A 20724-nucleotide genomic window follows, 5' to 3' on the forward strand; every position below is an offset into this window, starting at 1 on the left:
CGGGTCCAGCATCCCTTCTCCCCCTCCCCGGGGATGCGGGACATCCGGAGAAGGCGCGTATCTGCCGCTTCGGGTCGCAACTGGGGCGCCCCCCTTCGCCCCACGAAATGTGCCGCCGGTTTTGCCCCCCTTGCCGGCGGCACTTTTCTTTTTTCCCGCCGATGCTTCCGTTCGACTGCGGCTCCGGGTTAGAACCCCTGCCCGACTGACTGGAGAGGCAAGCGGATATGTCGCGCAAACTGATCATCTTCATCCTCGTGCTGATCGTCGCTGCGGCGGCGGCCGTGGCGATCATGGCGCGGCGCGACAATGTTAAGCTCGCCTTCGACGCAGTGGTCGGCGCCAAGCCCGACATCACCGCGCCGCGCGACGAGCTGATCCCCACCGTCCGCATCGCCAAGCCGATCGGCTGGGGCGATGCCAAGCCCGTCCCCGCCAAGGGACTGGCGGTGAACCAATTCGCCGGCGATCTCGAGCATCCGCGCTGGATGCTGCTGCTGCCCAATGGCGACGTGCTGGTCGCCGAGACCAATTCGCCCCCGCGCAAGGGCGGCATCCAGACCAAGATCATGAACTGGCTAATGGGCCGCGCCGGCGCCGGCGTCCCCTCGCCCGACAAGATCGTGCTGCTGCGCGACGCCGACGGCGACGGGCGCGCCGAGAGCCGATCGGTGCTGCTCGACGCGTCGAACGGGCTCCATTCGCCCTTCGGCATGGCGCTGCTCGGCGGCGAGCTGCTTGTCGCCAATACCGATGCGGTGCTTGCCTATCCCTTCCAGCCCGGACAGACGAAGATCACGGCCAAGCCGCGCAAGATCGTGGCGCTGCCCGGCGGCGCGAACCACTGGGCGCGCAACCTGCTGCCCGCGCCCGACGGCAAAACGATCTATGTGACGGTCGGATCGGCCACCAACATCGCCGACAACGGCATCGAGGCCGAGGAGAATCGCGCGGCGGTGCTGCAGGTCAACGTCGCCAACGGCCGCTTCCGCATCTTCGCCGGCGGGCTGCGCAATCCCAACGGCCTCGCCTTCGAGCCCCATTCGGGCGACCTGTGGACCGTGGTCAACGAGCGCGACATGATGGGCGGCGACATCGCGCCCGATTATCTGACGCGCGTCGAATTCGGCGGCTTCTACGGCTGGCCCTACAGCTATTGGGGCGGCTATGTGGACCACCGCGTCCAGCCCGAGCGCCCCGACCTGCTCGAATATACCAAGCGTCCCGACTATGCGCTGGGGCCGCATGTCGCGGCGCTGGGGCTGAGCTTCGCGGCCGGCGCCAATCTGGGGCCGGATTATGCCAACGGCGCCTTCATCGGCGAGCACGGTTCGTGGAACCGTCGCCCGCCCTCGGGCTACAAGGTCATCTACGTGCCCTTCGGCGACAACGGCTATCCGGTCAAAGGCGCTAAGCCCGTCGATCTGCTCGCCGGCTTCCTCGACGACAAGGGCCAGGCGCGCGGCCGCCCGGTGGGCGTGATCATCGACAAGACCGGCGCGCTGCTCGTCGCCGACGATGTCGGCAACAAGATCTGGCGCGTGTCGAAGGCACAGTGACTCCGCCCCTTTCGTCATCCCCGACTTGATCGGGGATGACGATCTTCGGTGACTCTAAAGCAGCGCGCTGAACAGGCGCGTGATATTCTCAAGCAGCTTGCGCAGCGGCGATCGCCGCCGCCATTCGTCGCGGGTCAGCCGGTCGCTGCCGTCCAGATAGGCGTCGTGGATGCGCTCCACCGCCGCGACCGACGGGGCGTCGTAGAGCAGCAGGCTCGCTTCCTCGTTGAGCTGGAAGGATCGCAGGTCGACATTGCTCGACCCCACGATCGCCAGCGTGCCGTCGATGCTGATCGTCTTGGCGTGGAGCAGGAAGTCGCGGAACAGGTGGATGCCGATCCCGGCGGTCAGCAGGTCGTCATAATATGAGCTTTGCGCGAGGTTGACGAGCGGCTGGTCCGCCACTGCCGAGACGACGAGATCGATCGCGACCCCGCGCGCCACCGCCGTGCGCATCGCGCCCAGCACATCCTCGTCGGGGACGAAATAGGGGGTGACGATCGTCACGCGATCGCGCGCCTGATGCAGTTGCCAGACGAGCAATGTCTCGAAGCCTTCGAGCGGATAGTCGGGGCCGCTGGGCAGCAGTTGGGCCAGGGCAGCGCCCGCCGGCGCGGGGATGGTCAGCGGATCGTCGGGCAGCCGTTCGGTCTCCAGATACCAGTCAGCCCGCACCACCGCTTCCATCGCCGCCACCGCCGGCCCGGTCACGCGCGCGACCAGCTCGCGGTTGACGACGCCGGGCCGGAAATCCTTGTCGATGATGTTCTGCGACCCCGCATAGCCGATCGCCCCGTCGATCACGAACAGCTTGCGGTGGTTGCGCATGTCGCGCCGCGTGCGCTGGCGCAGCAGGCGGAAGGGCAGCGCCGCGCGCGTCTCGACCCCCGCATCGGCCAGCAGCCGCATCGTCCGCTTGAAGCCTTTGTGCGACCCGACCGGATCGATCATCACCTGGCAGGTCACCCCGCGCGCCACCGCGCGCTTCAACGCCGCCGCCACCTTCTGCCCCATGGCATCGCTCGCGAAGATATAGACGAGCAGGCGGACATGGTGGCGCGCGGCGTCGATGTCGGCGCACAGCCGGTCGATCGTCGCGTCATAATCCTCGATCAGCTCGACGCCGTTCCCGGCGGTCGCGGGCAGATAGCCCAGCCGCCGGGCAAGCTCGGCCGCGTCGTCCTGCGGCGCCGGCGCACCGGCCTCCAGCCGCGCCGCCACCTCGCCGAAATAATGGATCATCTTCTGGAAACGCGCCTCGCGCCAGGCGGGAAAGCGCGGCCGGCCGATGGCGAGGAACAGCAGCAGCCCGGGGATGGGCAGGAAGAAGATCAGCAGCAGCCAGCTTCGCGTCGCATCGGGCGTCCGCCGCCAGGGCACGACGATCAGCGCGCCGATCCGGATCGCCCATTCGATCAGATTATAAGCCGCGCCAAGCGCGGGCGACAGCGTGATCACCGGGCGATCCTATGCCGGGGAACGGCAAATGGGAACGCCCCTGATCGCTCGTCAGTGCCGGAAAAACAGCGTCAGCGAAGCGACATGGTTCATCCGGCCGCGCCCGCCGGCCTGGTTGATATATTGGTTGAGATAGCCCGCCTCGACCGTCGACGCGCCGCCGACCGGGATTTCGAGCCCGGCGAAGTTGCGGATCTGGTCGAAGCCCGCCCGCGCGCCCCAGTCGGTATCATTGAAGGCGACGAAGCTCTCCGAATGGAGCAGCGCGTTCGGCCCCTTGCCGTCGCGGCGCAGCGGCGCTTCGTAGCGGATCATCTCGCGCAGCCGCCAGCCCATGTCATGGCCGTCGGAACGCCAGCGCTGCTCGAGCCGCGTGCGCGACGAGAACTCGCCGCCCAGCGCCTTGCCCAGCGTCCATGTCAGCTGCTGGAAGCTGCGTTCCTCGTTGACGTCGCGCCGCCCCTCCAGCGGCACCGCGACATGCGCATAGCCCTGATAAAGCGTCAGCGACGGCGACAGCTTTACGCCGATTGCGCCGCGCAGCAGCATCTGGTCGAGCCGCGACACCCCGTCGCCCACACGCGGCTGCACCTCGGCGAAATAGACGATGTCGCCCTTGATCGCGCCCATGGCGGTGAGGTTGACCCAGATCTGCTCGTCATGGCGCGTCTGGGCATGGAGAGCGGGGCCGGCGGACAGCAGGAGCGCGGCGGCGAGCGCGCGAAACGGAAGATGGGGCATCGGGCGCGGGTAGAGCGGCGATATTGCTGGACCGTTGCCGGACAATCACGAAGGATGACGGCGCCGGCCGCTCTGGCCCTTTGACGCGGGCGGCGCGATTGCCTAGCGGGGCGGTGGTGAATGATCCGACGACGATAAGGCGCCTCTACGGGCGCAGGCAGGGGCACAAGCTGCGCATCGGCCAGGCCGCGCTGGTCGAGGAGACGCTGCCCGCGCTTTCGGTGCCCGAGGACGGGCCGCTCGACGCGCCCGCGCTGTTCGGCGACGACAGGCCGCTGGAGTTCGAGATCGGCTTCGGATCGGGCGAGCATCTCGCCGGGCAGGCAGCGGCGCGGCCCGACCATGGCTTCATCGGCTGCGAGCCCTTCCTCAACGGCGTCGTCGGCGCGCTGCTCCATATCCGCGAGCGGGAGCTCACCAATGTGCGGCTCCACATGGGCGACGCGCTGACCGTGCTCGATCGCCTGCCCGACGCCTCGCTCGACCGGCTCTATCTGCTCCATCCCGATCCCTGGCCCAAGGCGCGCCACGCCAAGCGGCGGATGATGAACCACGGCCCGGTCGACATGATCGCGCGCAAGCTGAAGCCCGGCGCGGAGTTCCGCCTCGGCACCGACGACCCGACCTATTGCCGCTGGTCGATGATGATCATGGACCAGCGCCGCGACTTCGAATGGCTGGCGCGCACGCCCGACGATTTCCTCACCCGCCCCGCCGACTGGCCGCAGACGCGCTACGAGGCGAAGGCGCGGCGCAAGGGTCACGAAGTGTGGTATTTCCGGTATCGCCGATGCGGCTGAACGCGCACATCGACCGCGCCGTCCGGATGGCGCGCGTGATGACGCGGCGGCACGGGCCGACCGCGCTGGTTTGGCGGCGGCGGATCGCGCTTGGCGCGGGCGCGGTGGTGGTGGGTCTCGCGGCGCTGCTCTTCGCCAATTTCGCCGACCGCGCCAATGCGCAGTTCGCGCAGATCGTCCACCTCGCCTGGTGGCTGCCGCTGATCCTAACCCCGGCCATCTTCGCCGGCATCGCCTGGGTCACGCTGCGCATCGCACCCGAGACGGCGGGATCGGGCATCCCGCAGGTGATCGCCGCGACCAATGACCCCGAACGCGCGACGACCACGCTCATCTCGATGCGCGCGGCGGGCGTGAAGTTCCTGCTCACCCTCGCCGCGCTGGTCGGCGGCGCATCGGTGGGGCGCGAGGGGCCGACGGTGCAGATTTCTGCCGCGATCATGGCGTGGCTCCACCGGCTGTTGCGCGTGCCGATCCGTGCATCGGTGATCATCGCGGGCGGCGCGGCGGGCGTGGCGGCGGCGTTCAACACTCCGCTCGCCGGCATCACCTTCGCGATCGAGGAACTGGCCGACGCCTATGAGCAGCGCGTCGCGCTGCTGGTGATGACGACCATCCTCATCTCGGGCATCGTCAGCCTCGGGCTTGCCGGCGACTATGTCTATTTCGGCTTCGTCGCCGATCGGCTGACGCTGTCATCGGCGATGTTCGCCGCCCCCGTGGCCGGGATGCTCGGCGGGCTGGCGGGCGGGCTGTTCGCGCGCGGGATGCTTGAAATGAGCCTCCGCCGCGCACGGCTCTTTCCCTATATCGGATCACGCCCGATCCTCTGGGCGCTGGCCTGCGGCCTCATCGTCGCAGGGGTTGGCGTCGCGACCGGGCTGACCTGGGGCACCGGCTACAACGCCGCGCGCGCGATCATCGAGGGGAGCAGTTCCCCCTGGTGGTTCGCGCCCGCCAAGTTCGTCTCGACGCTGGCGACGGCGGTGGCGGGCGTCCCCGGCGGCATCTTCGCGCCTTCGCTCGCGACCGGCGCGGGCTTCGGCGGACTGCTGCGCCTGCTCTTCCCTGGCGACGCGGCGGGGCCGATCGTGCTGCTCGGCATGACCGCCTATTTCACCGGCGTGGTGCGCGCGCCGCTGACCGCCGTCATCATCATCGTCGAGGCGACGGCGAGCCGCGGGCTCATCATGCCGCTCTTCGCGACGGCGCTGATCGCCGACGGCGCGGCGCGGCTGGTGTGCAAGGAACGCCTCTACCACGGCCTGTCCAAGCCCTGGCTGGCGAAGGTGCAGTAAACGCCTTACCGCGCCGGGGTCAGTTTCAGCAGGCGGCCGCCCGCGCCGCGTTCACCATCCTCGAGCAGCCAGATCGCGCCATCGGGCCCCTGCGCGGCGTCGCGGATGCGCGTCTTCATGTCCCACTGGTCGGCCTTCGCCGCCTTGTCGCCGTCGAGCGAGACGCGGATCAGCGCCTGGCCGGAAAGCGCGGCGATGAAGGCCGATCCCTTCCACTCAGGGAACATGTCGCCCGAATAGATCATCAGCGAGGCAGGCGAGATGGACGGGTTCCACCAGACCTTGGGCGCTTCATAGCCGTCGCCGGGGCGATGATCGGGGATCGGCTTGCCGTTATAATGATCGCCATTGGAAGCGTTGGGCCAGCCATAGTTCAATCCCGGCTGGATCAGGTTGACCTCGTCGCCGCCGCGCGGCCCCATCTCGATCTCCCACAGCCGCCCGGCCTTGTCGAAGGCGATGCCCAGCAGGTTGCGGTGGCCATAGGACCAGATCGCCGGATTGAAGCCCTGCGCGGCAAGCGGATTGCCCGGCGCCGGCTTGCCGTCCGGGGTAAGGCGCAGCACCTTGCCCAGCGTCGCCTGCCTGTCCTGCGCCGGCGTGAATTTCTGGCGCTCGCCGACGGTGAAGAACAGATATTGCGCGTCGGGCGAGAAAGCGATGCGCCCCGAATAATGGCCGCCGCCGGTTACGAAGGGGCTGCCGGTGAACAGCGTCTCGACCCCGGCGAGCGCGGGCGCCGCGCCATCGACGAAGGTGCCGCGCGCGAGCACGACGCCGCTGCCCCCCGGGCCCTTTGCCGAATAGCTGAAATAGACGCGGCCGCTGGTCGCGAAATCGGGGGCAAGGACGACGTCCATGAGCGCCCCCTGATCGTCGCTGTCGACGGCCGGGATGCCGGCGAGCGCCTTGCTGGTCTTGCCGTCGCGCGAGACGAGCAACATGCGCCCCGCCTTCTCGGTCACCAGCATGCGGCCGCCGGGGAGGAAGGCCATGGCCCAGGGGCTGTCGAGCGTGGCGACGGTCTGGACCTTGAAGGGCAAGGCGTCGCTGGCCGCCTTCGCCACAGGCTGGGCGGCCCCCGAGCAGGCGGCGCACAGCAAGGGGATCGCGGCGAGCGCGGGCAGATGCTTCATCGGGGGCTCCTCCAGCCGTTTGATGTTTGTTCGGCGCGGCACCGCACAAACTTTCATGTCAACGCATCGCAAGAGGGCGGGTTTCAGGCAAGGCGGGTCTTCGCCAAGTCCCCGCTTGCCGCGCGCCGCCGAACCGCCTATATCGCCCGTGAGCTTTCTCGACATCGGCAACGGAGTTGAGGCTGGTCCCGCCGGGGCCGGCGGCAAAAGGCTCGTGCATCCGACGGAGACCCGATGACCGACATCGACGCGCTGACACGACTGATCGAACCCGAGGCCAAGGCCCTGGGCTTCGAACTCGTGCGCGTGAAGATGATCGGCGGCGCATCCGATCCCACGCTGCAGGTGATGGCCGAACGGCCCGATACGCGCCAGCTGACGATCGACGACTGCGCCGATCTGTCGCGCCGCCTGTCCGACCTGTTCGACGAGGTCGATCCGATCGAGGAAGCGTACCGGCTCGAGGTCAGCTCGCCGGGGATCGACCGGCCGCTGACCCGGCTGAAGGATTTCAGCGACTGGGCCGGCCACGAAGCGCGCGTCGGGCTGGTCGAGCCGGTCGACGGGCGCAAGCAGGTGACGGGCATCCTCACCGGCGTCGAAGGCAATGTCATCGCCGTGGACATGGGCAAGCATGGCCAGGCGCATATCGATTTCGCGAATGTGAAGAACGCCAAGCTGCTCTTCACCGACGCTCTCATCGCGGCCACCGCGCCGCTTTCGGCCGAAGGCGCCGACAGTATCAAGGTAGAAGGGTAAGAGACGATGGCCAACGCCATTTCCGCCAACAAGGCCGAGCTGATCGCGATCGCCGACGCGGTCGCCAAGGAAAAGCTGATCGACAAGTCGATCGTCATCGAGGCGATGGAAGACGCGATCCAGCGCGCCGCCCGCGCTCGCTACGGCGCCGAGAACGACATCCGCGCGAAGCTCGATCCGCAGTCGGGCGACCTGCGTCTGTGGCGCGTCGTCGAGGTGGTCGAGCTGGTCGACGACTATTTCAAGCAGGTCTCGGTCAAGGACGCGCAGAAGCTGCAGAAGGGCGCCGAGGTCGGCGACTTCATCGTCGATCCGCTGCCCGCCATCGAGTTCGGCCGCATCGCCGCGCAGGCCGCCAAGCAGGTTATCTTCCAGAAGGTCCGCGACGCCGAGCGCGAGCGCCAATATGACGAGTTCAAGGACCGCGCCGGCGAGATCATCACCGGCGTCGTCAAGCGCGTCGAGTTCGGCCATGTCGTCGTCGATCTGGGCCGCGCCGAAGGCGTCATCCGCCGCGACGCGCAGATCCCGCGCGAAGTCGTCCGCGTCGGCGATCGCATCCGCAGCCTGATCCTGCGCGTGGTGCGCGAGAATCGCGGGCCGCAGATCTTCCTCAGCCGCGCGCACCCCGATTTCATGAAGAAGCTGTTCGCGCAGGAAGTGCCCGAGATTTACGACGGCATCATCGAGATCAAGGCCGCCGCGCGCGATCCGGGCAGCCGCGCCAAGATCGGCGTCATCAGCCGCGACAGCAGCATCGATCCGGTCGGCGCCTGCGTCGGCATGAAGGGCAGCCGCGTCCAGGCGGTCGTCCAGGAAATGCAGGGCGAGAAGATCGACATCATCCCGTGGAGCGAGGATACGGCGACCTTCGTCGTCAACGCGCTTCAGCCCGCGAACGTCAGCCGCGTCGTCATCGACGAGGAAGAGGATCGCATCGAGGTGGTCGTCCCCGACGATCAGCTCTCGCTCGCCATCGGCCGCCGCGGCCAGAATGTCCGCCTCGCCAGCCAGCTCACCGGCAAGGCGATCGACATCCTGACCGAGGCCGACGCCAGCGAGAAGCGCCAGCGCGAGTTCACCGAGCGTTCGGAAATGTTCCAGAACGAGCTGGACGTCGACGAGACGCTGGCCCAGCTGCTGGTCGCCGAGGGCTTCGGCAGCCTCGAGGAAGTCGCCTATGTCGAAGCCGACGAGATCGCGACGATCGAAGGCTTCGACGAGGATCTGGCGGGCGAACTGCAGAGCCGTGCGCAGGAAGCGCTCGAGCGCCGCGAGGAAGCCAACCGCACCGAACGCCGCAACCTCGGCGTCGAGGACGATCTGGCGACCATGCCCTATCTGACCGAGGCGATGCTCGTCACGCTCGGCAAGGCGGGCATCAAGACGCTCGACGATCTCGCCGATCTCGCCACCGACGAGCTGATCCAGAAGCGTCGCGCCGAGCCGCGCCGCCGTGGCGATGCCGCCGAGCAGCGCCGCAGCGAGGATCGCGGCGGCGTGCTGGCCGAGTACAACCTCTCGGAAGAGCAGGGCAACGAGATCATCATGGCGGCGCGCGCGCACTGGTTCACCGACGAGGAAGCTGGCGCCGACGCCGGCGTGGAGCAGGGGGAGGACGCGGTTGCGGATACTCCCCAATGACACGCTAGACCCCGATTTCGAGGGCAATAGCCGCCGCTGCATCCTCAGCGGCGACCGCGCCGATCCGGCGCGGCTGGTGCGGCTTGCCCTCGGCCCCGACGGCCAGATCCTCCCCGACGTGCGCGGCAAGGCGCCGGGGCGCGGCGCGTGGATCGGCGTCGATCGCGAAACGCTCGACGCGGCGCAGGCCAAGGGCAAGCTCAAGGCCGCGCTGGCGCGCGCGTTCAAGGCCGGCGAGATCAATCCGCCCGCCGATCTCGGCCAGCGCATCGCCGATGCGCTGGAGCGGGGCGTACTCGACCGGCTGGGGCTTGAGGCGCGCGGCGGCACGCTGCTGACCGGATCCGAACGGATCGCGACGGCGGCGCGCGAAGGTCGCGTCTTCCTGCTCATCCACGCCGCCGACGCGGGCGAGGACGGCAATCGCCGCCTCGATCAGGCGCAGCGCGTGGGCAGCGATTCGGAAGGATCGGGCGAACGGGGCTTGGTGATCGCGGCTTCGCGCACCATATTGTCCTTGGCGCTGGGGCGCGAAAATGTGGTACATATCGCGATCATCGATCGCGGCGCGGCGGAGCGCGTGGGCGAAGCCATCGCCCGCTGGCACGCCTTCATAGGATTCAAAGCGGGCGACCGGCCTTGCGAAAGCGTCTCGCAAGGTTCATCGGCATCCGCAGCCAGTGGCGCAGCGCGCGAGCAGACGACGAACGAAGGGTTTCGAGCAGATTCATGAGTGATATCGACAACAAGGACAAACCGAAACTGGGCGCGCGTGCTCCGCTGGGGCTGAAGCGCACGGTCGAGACGGGCAAGGTGAAGCAGAGCTTCAGCCATGGCCGCTCGAACACGGTCGTCGTCGAAGTGAAGCGCCGCCGCATCCTGGGCAAGCCGGGCGAAGGCGATGCGCCCGTCGTCGAGGAGGCTGCGGCCCCCGCGCCGGCGCCCGTCGCCGCGCCCGAGGCACCCGCGCCGGCCCCGCGTCCGCAGCCGGCCCCCGTCGCGCAGCGCCCCGCCGGCCCGGCGCCGACCCCGGCCGCCAGCCTGTCGCCGCAGGAGCGCCGCGAGCTTCAGGAGCGGCTGCTGCGTCAGGCCGACGAAGCGCGCATGAACTCGCTCGAGGAAGCCCGCCGCCGCGAAGAGCGCGAACGCGCCGCCGCGAGCGAGGAGGAGCGCCGCCGCGCCGAGGAAAATCGCCTCGCCGAGGAAGCCGGCCGCAAGGCCGCCGAGGAAGCCGCGAATGCGCCGCAGCCCGAGGTCGAGGCCAGGGCTGAGCCGGCCGCGCCGGCCGCCCCCGCTGCGACCCCGGCGACTGCCGCCGCCGCTCCCGCGCAGGAACAGGCCCGCAGCGGCGAGGAACGCCCCGCGCCGCGTCGCTTCACCCCCGTCACGCCCGCCAAGCGGCCCGAGCCGCCGGCGCGCCCGGCGCGCGCCGCGCCGCGCGGCGGCGACGATCGCCGTCAGGGCAAGCTGACCGTCACCCGCGCGCTCAACGAGAGCGACGGCGCGGCCCGCGCCCGCTCGCTCGCCGCGCTCAAGCGCGCGCGAGAGAAGGAGCGTCGTGCGCAGGGCGGCGGCGGCTATCAGCCGTCGGCCAAGCAGGTCCGCGACGTGGTGGTGCCGGAGGCGATCACCGTCCAGGAGCTCGCCAACCGCATGGCCGAGAAGGGCGCCGACCTCGTGAAGGCGCTGTTCAAGATGGGCATGCCCGTCACCGTCAACCAGACGATCGACCAGGACACGGCCGAGCTGCTGGTCACCGAATTCGGCCACAATATCAAGCGCGTGTCCGATTCGGACGTCGATATCGCCAGCCATGACGATGTCGATGCGCCCGAGACGCTGAAGCCGCGTCCGCCGGTCGTGACGATCATGGGCCATGTCGACCACGGCAAGACCTCGCTGCTCGACGCGCTGCGCGGCACCGATGTCGTCGCGGGCGAAGCGGGCGGCATCACCCAGCATATCGGCGCCTATCAGGTGACGGTGAAGTCGGGCGAGAAGGTCACCTTCCTCGATACGCCGGGCCACGAAGCCTTCACCGAGATGCGCCAGCGCGGCGCCAACGTGACGGACATCGTGATCCTCGTGGTCGCCGCCGACGACGGGCTGAAGCCGCAGACGATCGAGGCGATCAACCACACCAAGGCGGCCGGCGTGCCGATGATCGTGGCGATCAACAAGATCGACAAGCACGAAGCCAATCCGCAGCGCGTCCGCGAGGCGCTCCTGCAATATGACGTCCAGGTCGAAAGCATGGGCGGCGAGACGCAGGAAGTCGAAGTCTCGGCGCTCAAGAAGACCGGCCTCGACGAGTTGATCGACAAGATCCTGCTGCAGGCCGAAGTCCTCGAGCTCAGGGCCAATCCCGATCGCGCCGCCGAAGGCACGGTGGTGGAAGCGCAGCTCGACAAGGGCCGCGGTCCGGTCGCGACCGTCCTCGTGCGTCGCGGCACGCTGAAGGTCGGCGACGTGTTCGTCGTCGGCGCGGAAAGCGGCAAGGTCCGCGCGCTGGTCGACGACAAGGGTCGCAACGTCAAGGAAGCGACGCCGTCGATGCCCGTCGAGGTGCTCGGCCTGTCGGGCGTGCCGCAGGCAGGCGATGCGCTGACCGTGGTCGAGAACGAAGCGCGTGCGCGCGAGGTCGCGGCCTATCGCCAGGGCGTGATCAACCAGAAGCGGACGACGCAGGCCCCGGCGAGCCTGGAGAGCATGTTCTCCGCGCTGAAGGACAAGCAGGCGATCGAATATCCGCTGGTGGTCAAGGCCGACACGCAGGGTTCGGTCGAGGCGATCGTCTCGTCGATCAACAAGATCTCGACCGACGACATCAAGGCGCGCGTCCTCCATTCGGGCGTCGGCGGCATCACCGAGAGCGACGTGACGCTGGCAGCCGCCAGCGGCGCGCCGATCATCGGCTTCAACGTCCGCCCCAACGCCAAGGCGCGCGAGATCGCCGAACGCAACAAGGTCGCGCTCAAATATTATGACGTGATCTACGACCTGATTGACGAGATCCGCGCGGGCATGGCCGGTGAGCTTGGCCCCGAGGCGTTCGAGACGGTGGTCGGCCGCGCCGAGATCCGCGAGGTCTTCTCGGCTGGCAAGCACGGCAAGGCGGCGGGTCTGCTCGTCACCGAAGGCGTCATCCGCAAGGCGCTCAAGGCGCGCATCACGCGTGAGGACGTCATCATCTACACCGGCGAGATCGCTTCGCTCCGCCGCTTCAAGGATGATGTGGCCGAGGTTCGCGCCGGTCTGGAATGCGGTGTGACGTTCAGCCAGAACTTCACCGACATCAAGGCAGGCGACTATCTCGAAACCTTCGAGGTCGAGCTGCGCGAACGCACGCTCTAAACCGCTGCATCGAAATGGACGGGGCCGTCGCCGACCAATGGTCGGCGGCGGCCTTTCCATGTCCGCCGCATTCCCCCGCTGTCCTGTCCCGGGACAGGACATGACGCAATGACGTCATGAAACATTGTTAAATCTCGACTATGAGTTGTGACGGAATATTGCTGCGACTCGTCTGATTTTGGGGGAAACCATGCCGAATCTTTCGAAGACGTTCTCGTTCGCCCTGCTCGCTATCGCCACCGCACCGGCCTCCGCCGCCAGCGTCACCTTCACCGATAGCACCTTCAACACCGCCGATTACACGCTGACCGCCTATGCGCAGCCGAGCGTCGCCACGACCTTCGGGCAGACCGCGTCGGGCAATCCCGGAACCGCGCTTCAGGGCACCTATGCCTCAACCGGCGGCAACTCGCTCGGCACGCTCTTCGTCGCGCTCAACAACGGCTTCGTCTACGATCCGACTGCGCAGGGCGCGATCACTTCGCTCGGCGCCTCGCTCGATCGCTATTTCGTCCCGACCTTCCTTGGCGCTCCGATCAACGTCGGCAGCTACAGCATGCGCATCTTCGCCCAGCAGGGCGGTAATCTCTATCAGGCCATCTACACGTTCGGCCCGACCAACCAGCCGGGCGGCGACTGGTACACGGGTTCGCAGTCCAGTCTGCTCGCCTCGGACTTCAAGCTGTTCGATCCCGCCAACTATGCGGCGAGTGGCACGCTGACGGGGCTCGACTTCGCTGGCGGCGCAATCACCTTCGGCTTCGCGATGCGCGCTGCGGGCGTCACAGACGGCAACGGCAATCCGGTCGAGGGCGACGCCTCGGGCGTACTCCGCGCCGACAATTTCCGGATCGCGATCAACGCCGTGCCGGAACCTGCGACCTGGGCGATGATGATCGCCGGCTTCGGTCTCGTCGGGGCTGCGACGCGCCGGCGCACGGCCCGCGCCATCGCCTGATCGGAGCCGTCTCGCCTTTCCCGGGCGGAACGCCTACATCGCGGGGATGAAGCAAAGCTCATCCCCCGAAACCAAGTCGGTGCGCACGTTGCGCGTCGGCGAACAGGTGCGTCATGCCCTGTCCGAGATACTGACGCGCGGTGACGTGCATGACGATACGCTCGCCAGCCATATGGTGAGCGTGACCGAAGTCCGCATGTCGCCCGACCTTCGCCACGCCACGGTCTTCGTGAAGCCGCTGCTCGGCAAGGATGAGGAAGCGGTGATCAAGGCGCTGCGCACCAACACCGCCTATCTGCAGAGCGAAGTCGCGCGGCGCGTGAACATGAAATATGCCTCGAAGCTCAAATTCGTCGCCGACGAAAGCTTCGACGAAGGCAGCCATATCGATGCCGTGCTGCGCTCGCCGGGCGTCGCGCGCGATCTGGGCGGCAACGATCCGGACAACGGGGAAGACTGAGCTTGGCCAAGCTCTATTTCTATTATGCCTCGATGAACGCGGGCAAATCGACGACGTTGCTGCAGGCCGATTTCAACTATCGCGAGCGGGGCATGGAAACGATGCTCTTCACCGCCGCGATCGACGATCGCTACGCACCGGGCACGATCACCTCGCGCATCGGGCTTGAAAGCCCGGCCGCCTGCTTCGATCCGGCGAGCGATCTGCGCGTCGCGGTCGAGGCCGAGCATCGCCGCCGACCGCTTTCCTGCGTCCTGGTCGACGAGGCGCAGTTCCTCACGCGCGCGCAGGTGCTCCAGCTCGCCGCCATCTGCGACGAGCTGTCGATCCCCGTGCTCGCCTATGGGCTGCGCACCGATTTCCAGGGCAATCTGTTCGAAGGCAGCGCGCATCTGCTCGCCATCGCCGACTCGCTCGTCGAGCTGAAGGCGGTATGCGAATGCGGGCGCAAGGCGACGATGAACCTGCGCGTCGACGCCCGGGGCCGCGCGGTGAGCGACGGCGACCAGACCGAAATCGGCGGCAACGACCGCTATGTCGCACTGTGCCGCAGGCACTTCATGGAGGCACGACGGGCATGAGCGATCCATTGTGGGCGCCGCTGGTCGACGGGCATGTGCTGATGGCGCTGCTCGGCGAGCATCATCGCAGCGCATTGGCCTCGGCCTGCGCCGAGGATCGCGACATCTGGGGAATCTACAGCATCTCCTTCGATCCGCTCAATTTCGACAAGAATTTCAACAAGCTGGTTAATGATGTTCGCTATCGCCCCTATGCCGTCACGATCGACGGCCGCGTGGTGGGCATGACATCCTATATCGATCCGGACCAGCAGCAGGGCGTGGTCGAGATCGGCATGACCTATATCGTCCCCAAGCAGCGCGGCACCGGCCTCAACGACAAGATGAAGCGGCTGATGATCGGCCATGCCTTCGCCAGCGGCTATCGCCGCGTCGAGTTCCGCGTCGACCAGCGCAACGAGCGCAGCCAGGCGGCGATGGAGAAGATCGGCGGCGTGCGCGAAGGGCTGCTGCGGCAGGAACGCGTGACCTGGACGGGCTATGTCCGCGACACCGCTATCTTCTCGATCCTCAGGGACGAATGGATGGCGAAACTGGCCGAGGAACGCGCCGCAGAGGCCGCCACGTCACGCTGATGTCATGGATGGCGGGTTAAGGCGCGGCATGATCCCGCTTTTCCGCGCCGCCGCGCTGCTGCTATTCAGCGCCATGACCGTCACCGGCACAGAAGCTGCCTCACCCCCGCCGCAGCACAACCCGCAGCACGCCGCGCCGCTCGTCTTCGGCCACCGGGGCGCATCGGCCTACCGGCCCGAACATACGCTCGCTTCCTATGATCTGGCCATTTCGATGGGCGCCGATTTCGTCGAGCCCGATCTGGTCTCGACGAAGGACGGCGTGCTCGTCTGCCGGCATGAAAATTACATCGGCGGCGATTCGTCGGCGCTGGTCGGCGGCGACACCACCGATGTCGCGAGCCACCCCGGATTCGTGGCGCGCAAGACGACCAAGGTCATCGACGGCGTGTCGCTGACGGGCTGGTTCGTCGAGGATTTCACGCTCGCCGAGCTGAAGACGCTGCGCGCGAAGGAGCGCCTGCCCCAGCTCCGCCCCGCCAATGCCGGCTATGACGGCCGCTTCGAGGTGCCGACCTTCCAGGACATGATCGATCTGGTGAAGAGGCGCGAGAAGGAAACGGGGCGCCGCATCGGGATCATCCCCGAAACCAAGCATCCCAGCTATTTCCAGTCGATCGGGCTCGCGCTGGAAGAGCCGCTGGTCAAGGCGCTCAAGGCCAACGGCTATGACAGCGCCGATGCCCCGGTGTTCATCCAGTCTTTCGAGGTCGCCAACCTTATAAAGCTGCGCGCGATGACCAAAGCGCGGCTGGTCCAGCTCGTCGACTCTCCCGACGCCCGGCCGCAGGATTTCGTCATCGCCGGCGACAAGCGCACCTATGCCGATCTGATGACCCCGGCCGGGCTGAAACAGCTTCACGCCCATGCCGACGCGATCGGCCCTGACAAGGGCTGGATCATCCCGCGCGACACGGCGGGCAATCTCCTCGCCCCCACGACGCTCGTCGCCGATGCCCATGCCGCCGGGCTGCTGGTCACGCCTTACACCTTCCGGCCCGAAAATTATTTCCTGCCGACCAGCCTGCGCAAGGGCGACGACCTGCGCGCCTATGGCGACGACGCTGCCGAGTTCGCCGCCTTCCTGAAAGCCGGGGTCGATGCGCTGTTCGCCGACGCGCCCGACCGCGCCCGCGCGGCGGTCGGCGCCTTCGCGCCAACCTCTCCGCGCCATTAACTCGCGTCCAGATATTTTCGGTTCAGCAACGGTCCAGCCGCTCGGTGCCTTAATGCGCGCAGCATTTGAGCAAGGAGCCGGACGATGAACCGCTTCAGACTGACCGCCCCGATCGCAGCATTGATGCTGGGCCTGTCCTTCGCCCCCGCAATGGCGAAACCTGCCCAGCCGCAGCCGATCGGCGCCGAGGCGACGATCCCCTTCCCGGGGACGAGCATCCAGAATTACCAGGCCGATGGCGACAAGGGTCTCTACATCCAGACCTACAATAACCGTTGGTACTATGCCTCGCTGATGGGCTATTGCCCCAACCTGCCCTTCGCCAACACGGTGGGCTTCGACAGCGGCGGCGGCACGGGCTCGCTCGATCAGTTCTCGTCGATCATCGTCGGCCGCCAGACCTGCCAGATCAGCAAGCTCGTCACCTCCAATCCGCCGCCCAGCACGCATAAGGTTGCGGACAAGTGATCGCATTGCCCCTATCGGGGCGCGATGCATGGCTGGCTGATCATCGACAAGCCCGTGGGTCCGGGATCGACCCAGATCGTCTCGGCGGTAAAGCGCGCGCTGCGCGCGGGCGGCTATCCCAAGGCGAAGGTCGGCCATGGCGGCACGCTCGATCCGCTGGCGTCGGGCGTGCTGCCCGTCGCGGTGGGCGAAGCGACCAAGCTCGCCGGGCGGATGCTCGACAGCGACAAGGTCTATGACTTCACCATAGCCTTCGGCGTCGAGACCGATACGCTCGACCTCGAGGGCAAGGCAATCGCGTCGTCGGACCACCGCCCCACCCGCGCCGAGGTCGAGGCCGTCCTTCCCCGCTTCACCGGCCCTGTCGATCAGGTGCCCCCCGCCTATTCGGCGCTGAAGGTCGACGGCGAACGCGCCTACGACCTTGCCCGCGCCGGCGAGGCGGTGCAGCTCGCCTCGCGCGCGGTGACGATCCATGCGCTCTCCGCCGATCCCGCGACGCCGGCGTCCGGCGCGCTTGAAAGCGTCACCCTCACCGCCCATGTCTCCAAAGGCACCTACATCCGCAGCCTCGCGCGCGACATCGCGCAGGCGCTCGGCACCGTCGGACATGTGACGATGCTCAGGCGCGTGAAGGCCGGTCCGTTCACGCTCGAACCCGCGATTTCGCTGGACAAGCTGGAGCAACTGGGGCATGGGCGCGCCCTTGAAGACGTTTGCCTGCCGTTGAGGGCGGGGCTGGACGACATCCCGGCTCTATCCCTCACCCCCGATCAGGCAGGGCTGCTCCGTCAGGGGCGGGTCTTGGTCGGGATTGTCGACACCCAAGGCCTTCACTTCGCGATGCTGGGCGAAACCCCCGTCGCTTTGGTGGAAGCCACCGGACCTGAAGTCCGGGTGGTGCGCGGCTTCAACCTCTAGATGAAAGGACCACGATGTCGATCACTGCCGAGCGCAAGGAAGCGCTGATCAAGGAACATGCCCGCATCGACGGCGACACCGGTTCGCCCGAGGTCCAGGTCGCGATCCTCACCGAGCGCATCGTCAACCTGACCGAGCACTTCAAGAGCCACGCGAAGGACAACCACTCGCGTCGCGGCCTGCTGATGCTGGTCAACAAGCGTCGCAGCCTTCTGGACTATCTCCGCAAGAAGGACGGCGATCGCTACACCGCACTTATCGCGAAGCTGGGTCTTCGCCGCTAAGTCCAACGGCCCCCGCCACGGGGGCCGTTTCATATCCGGCATCCGCGCAATCCGGCGCGGGCTCCGGTGGGGCGGACTGCCCCCGAGCCCATCCAGACGGGCTCTCAAACAGGCCCCGGCGGCATAGGGTCGCCGGACGAAGGAAACCAAATGTTCAACATGAAGAAAGTTGAGATCGAGTGGGGCGGCAAGACCCTCACGCTCGAAACGGGCCGCGTTGCCCGCCAGGCCGACGGCGCGGTTCTCGCGACGCTTGGCGAGACCGTGGTCCTCTGCGCGGTGACCGCCGCCAAGTCGGTGAAGGAAGGCCAGGACTTCTTCCCGCTGACCGTCCACTATCAGGAAAAATATTCGGCCGCCGGGCGCATCCCGGGCGGCTTCTTCAAGCGTGAGCGCGGCGCGACCGAGAAGGAGACTCTCGTCTCGCGTCTCATCGACCGCCCGATCCGCCCGCTTTTCCCCGAAGGCTTCTACAACGAGATCAACGTCATCGCCCAGGTGATGAGCTATGACGGCGAGAACGAGCCCGACATCCTCGCGATGGTCGCCGCCTCGGCCGCGCTGACGCTCTCGGGCGTGCCCTTCCTCGGCCCGATCGGCGCCGCGCGCGTCGGCTATGTCGACGGCGACTATGTGCTGAACCCGACCGACGAACAGGTCGCGGCCGGCGATCTCGACCTTGTCGTCGCCGCCACGCAGGACGCGGTGATGATGGTCGAATCCGAAGCCAAGGAGCTTTCGGAAGAGGTCATGCTCGGCGCCGTCATGTTCGCGCACAAGCATTCTGCGACGGTGATCGACGCGATCATCAAGCTGGCCGAGCAGGCTGCGAAGGAGCCGTGGGACATGGCGCCGCAGGCCGATCTCTCGGCCGCCAAGGCGAAGCTCAAGGACCTCGTCGGCAAGGACATCGCGGCAGCCTACAAGCTGACCGACAAGTCCGCCCGCTCGAACGCGCTCAACGAGGCGCGCGCCAAGGCGAAGGCCGCCTTCGCCGACGAGACGCCGCAGGACCAGATGGCCGCGATCAAGCTCGTCAAGAAGCTCGAGGCCGAGATCGTCCGCACCGCCATCCTCAAGGACGGTCAGCGCATCGACGGCCGGACCACCACGCAGATCCGCCCGATCGAGGCTGTCGTCGGCTTCCTGCCGCGCACCCACGGCTCGGCGCTGTTCACGCGCGGCGAGACGCAGTCGATCTGCACCACCACGCTCGGCACCAAGGACGCCGAGCAGATGATCGACGGCCTCAACGGTCTGACCTACCAGCATTTCATGCTGCACTATAACTTCCCGCCCTATTCGGTCGGCGAAGTGGGCCGCTTCGGCGCCCCGGGTCGTCGCGAAGTCGGTCATGGCAAGCTCGCCTGGCGCGCGCTGCACCCGGTGCTGCCGACGAAGGAGGAGTTCCCCTACACGATCCGCGTCCTGTCGGACATCACCGAGTCGAACGGCTCGTCGTCGATGGCCACCGTCTGCGGCGGCTCGCTGTCGATGATGGATGCGGGCGTGCCGCTGAAGCGCCCGGTGTCGGGCATCGCGATGGGCCTGATCCTCGAGGGCAAGGAGTTCGCCGTGATCTCCGACATCCTCGGCGACGAGGACCATCTCGGCGACATGGACTTCAAGGTCGCCGGCACCAGCGAAGGCATCACCAGCCTTCAGATGGACATCAAGATCGCGGGCATCACCGAGGAGATCATGAAGCAGGCGCTCGCGCAGGCGCATGAGGGCCGCGCCCACATCCTCGGCGAGATGGCCAAGGCGCTCGACCACACCCGCGAGGAGCTTTCGGCTCACGCGCCGCGTATCGAGACGATCACCATCGACAAGTCGAAGATCCGCGAAGTCATCGGCACCGGCGGCAAGGTGATCCGCGAGATCGTCGCGGAAACCGGCGCCAAGGTCGACATCGACGACGAAGGCGTGATCAAGATCAGCTCGTCGGACGTGTCGCAGATCGAAGCGGCCAAGAAGTGGATCCTCGGCATCGTCGAGGAGCCCGAGGTCGGCAAGATCTACAGCGGCAAGGTCGTCAATATCGTCGACTTCGGTGCGTTCGTGAACTTCATGGGCGGCAAGGACGGCCTCGTCCACGTCTCCGAGATGAAGAATGAGCGCGTCGAGAAGCCGACCGACGTCGTGTCCGAAGGCCAGGACGTGAAGGTCAAGGTCCTCGAGATCGACAATCGCGGCAAGGTCCGCCTGTCGATGCGCGTCGTCGACCAGGAAACCGGCGAGGAACTGCCCGACACCCGTCCCCCGCGCGAGCCGCGCGAGGATCGTGGTCCGCGCGGCGATCGCGGTCCGCGTCGTGACGGCGGCGACCGTGGCGATCGCGGTCCCCGCCGTGACCGTGGCGACCGTGGTGGCGATCGCGGCGATCGCGGCCCCCGCCGCGAGCGTGGCGAACGCGCCGAGCGCGACGACGGCCCCGCGCCCGAGTTCGCCCCGGCCTTCCTGACCCGCGACGACGACTAAGTCGTCCCGGCGTCAGCGCTGAAACGGGAAAGGGGGCCTCGCGGCCCCCTTTTTTTTGTCTAGCCGATAC

Annotated in this window: 19 protein-coding genes; 16 read left to right on the top strand and 3 right to left on the bottom strand. The window is 67.5% G+C overall.

The genetic code is table 11. The features are described 5' to 3' along the window. Positions 1 to 227: 227 nt before the first annotated feature. Entirely contained in the window at positions 228 to 1559 is a 1332-nt protein-coding gene (locus AC3WT0_RS05405; RefSeq protein ID WP_492752062.1) for a PQQ-dependent sugar dehydrogenase, read from the top strand. A gap of 54 nt (positions 1560 to 1613) precedes the next feature. On the opposite strand, the gene cls is transcribed toward AC3WT0_RS05405, so the two are convergent. Both cls and AC3WT0_RS05415 read right to left on the bottom strand, forming a co-directional pair. Further along, positions 1614 to 3014 carry a cardiolipin synthase gene (cls, locus tag AC3WT0_RS05410; RefSeq protein WP_492752196.1) on the bottom strand — a complete coding sequence of 467 codons (1401 nt, stop codon included), beginning with the start codon at positions 3012 to 3014 and terminating at the stop codon, positions 1614 to 1616. 54 nt (positions 3015 to 3068) lie between these two features. After that, the gene (locus AC3WT0_RS05415) at positions 3069 to 3758 is read right to left on the bottom strand and encodes a DUF2490 domain-containing protein (protein WP_492752063.1); all 690 of its coding nucleotides are present in this window, start codon (positions 3756 to 3758) and stop codon (positions 3069 to 3071) included. A gap of 116 nt (positions 3759 to 3874) precedes the next feature. Between AC3WT0_RS05415 and trmB the strand changes: the two genes are divergently transcribed. Together trmB and AC3WT0_RS05425 are read left to right on the top strand one after the other, a co-directional pair. Then, entirely contained in the window at positions 3875 to 4558 is a 684-nt protein-coding gene (gene trmB / locus AC3WT0_RS05420) for a tRNA (guanosine(46)-N7)-methyltransferase TrmB (protein ID WP_492752064.1), read from the top strand. Positions 4559 to 4596: 38 nt separating this feature from the next. Then, complete coding sequence (locus AC3WT0_RS05425; protein WP_492752197.1) at positions 4597 to 5856, top strand: chloride channel protein; 1260 nt, start codon at positions 4597 to 4599, stop codon at positions 5854 to 5856. A 5-nt stretch (positions 5857 to 5861) separates the two neighbouring features. Here AC3WT0_RS05425 and AC3WT0_RS05430 read toward each other — a convergent pair whose 3' ends face one another. Beyond that, entirely contained in the window at positions 5862 to 6992 is a 1131-nt protein-coding gene (locus tag AC3WT0_RS05430; protein WP_492752065.1) for a PQQ-dependent sugar dehydrogenase, read from the bottom strand. A 234-nt stretch (positions 6993 to 7226) separates the two neighbouring features. Between AC3WT0_RS05430 and rimP the strand changes: the two genes are divergently transcribed. The 13 genes from rimP to pnp all read left to right on the top strand — a co-directional run bounded on the left by rimP (position 7227) and on the right by pnp (position 20654). Beyond that, positions 7227 to 7751: a ribosome maturation protein RimP gene (gene rimP, locus AC3WT0_RS05435; RefSeq protein ID WP_492752067.1), complete on the top strand. Its 525-nt coding sequence runs from the start codon at positions 7227 to 7229 to the stop codon at positions 7749 to 7751. Between the two features lie 6 nt (positions 7752 to 7757). Beyond that, the gene (gene nusA / locus AC3WT0_RS05440; protein ID WP_492752068.1) at positions 7758 to 9395 is read left to right on the top strand and encodes a transcription termination factor NusA; all 1638 of its coding nucleotides are present in this window, start codon (positions 7758 to 7760) and stop codon (positions 9393 to 9395) included. Beyond that, entirely contained in the window at positions 9376 to 10128 is a 753-nt protein-coding gene (locus AC3WT0_RS05445; protein ID WP_492752070.1) for a DUF448 domain-containing protein, read from the top strand. Before nusA ends, AC3WT0_RS05445 begins: the two co-directional genes overlap by 20 nt. Next, on the top strand, positions 10125 to 12749 hold the full coding sequence (gene infB / locus AC3WT0_RS05450) for a translation initiation factor IF-2 (protein WP_492752072.1): 2625 nt from the start codon (positions 10125 to 10127) through the stop codon (positions 12747 to 12749). Before AC3WT0_RS05445 ends, infB begins: the two co-directional genes overlap by 4 nt. A 190-nt stretch (positions 12750 to 12939) precedes the next feature. Further along, complete coding sequence (locus AC3WT0_RS05455; RefSeq protein ID WP_492752073.1) at positions 12940 to 13707, top strand: PEPxxWA-CTERM sorting domain-containing protein; 768 nt, start codon at positions 12940 to 12942, stop codon at positions 13705 to 13707. A gap of 46 nt (positions 13708 to 13753) precedes the next feature. Further along, entirely contained in the window at positions 13754 to 14167 is a 414-nt protein-coding gene (gene rbfA / locus AC3WT0_RS05460) for a 30S ribosome-binding factor RbfA (RefSeq protein WP_492752075.1), read from the top strand. Between the two features lie 2 nt (positions 14168 to 14169). Then, positions 14170 to 14748, top strand: coding sequence for a thymidine kinase (locus tag AC3WT0_RS05465; protein ID WP_492752077.1), 579 nt, complete (start codon positions 14170 to 14172; stop codon positions 14746 to 14748). Beyond that, on the top strand, positions 14745 to 15323 hold the full coding sequence (locus tag AC3WT0_RS05470; RefSeq protein WP_492752079.1) for a GNAT family N-acetyltransferase: 579 nt from the start codon (positions 14745 to 14747) through the stop codon (positions 15321 to 15323). Before AC3WT0_RS05465 ends, AC3WT0_RS05470 begins: the two co-directional genes overlap by 4 nt. A 28-nt stretch (positions 15324 to 15351) precedes the next feature. After that, entirely contained in the window at positions 15352 to 16500 is a 1149-nt protein-coding gene (locus AC3WT0_RS05475; RefSeq protein ID WP_492752081.1) for a glycerophosphodiester phosphodiesterase, read from the top strand. A gap of 84 nt (positions 16501 to 16584) precedes the next feature. Further along, on the top strand, positions 16585 to 16968 hold the full coding sequence (locus AC3WT0_RS05480) for a DUF6491 family protein (protein ID WP_492752082.1): 384 nt from the start codon (positions 16585 to 16587) through the stop codon (positions 16966 to 16968). Positions 16969 to 16992: 24 nt separating this feature from the next. Then, positions 16993 to 17889, top strand: a complete 897-nt coding sequence (truB, locus tag AC3WT0_RS05485) for a tRNA pseudouridine(55) synthase TruB (RefSeq protein WP_492752083.1) — start codon at positions 16993 to 16995, stop codon at positions 17887 to 17889. Between the two features lie 14 nt (positions 17890 to 17903). Further along, positions 17904 to 18173: a 30S ribosomal protein S15 gene (gene rpsO / locus AC3WT0_RS05490; protein ID WP_492752084.1), complete on the top strand. Its 270-nt coding sequence runs from the start codon at positions 17904 to 17906 to the stop codon at positions 18171 to 18173. Positions 18174 to 18323: 150 nt separating this feature from the next. After that, a complete protein-coding gene (gene pnp, locus AC3WT0_RS05495; RefSeq protein ID WP_492752086.1) occupies positions 18324 to 20654 on the top strand; it encodes a polyribonucleotide nucleotidyltransferase in 2331 nt (776 codons plus the stop codon). The last annotated feature ends 70 nt before the right edge of the window (positions 20655 to 20724 follow it).

The organism is Sphingomonas sp. EU05-FHT14C10 (assembly GCF_058790595.1).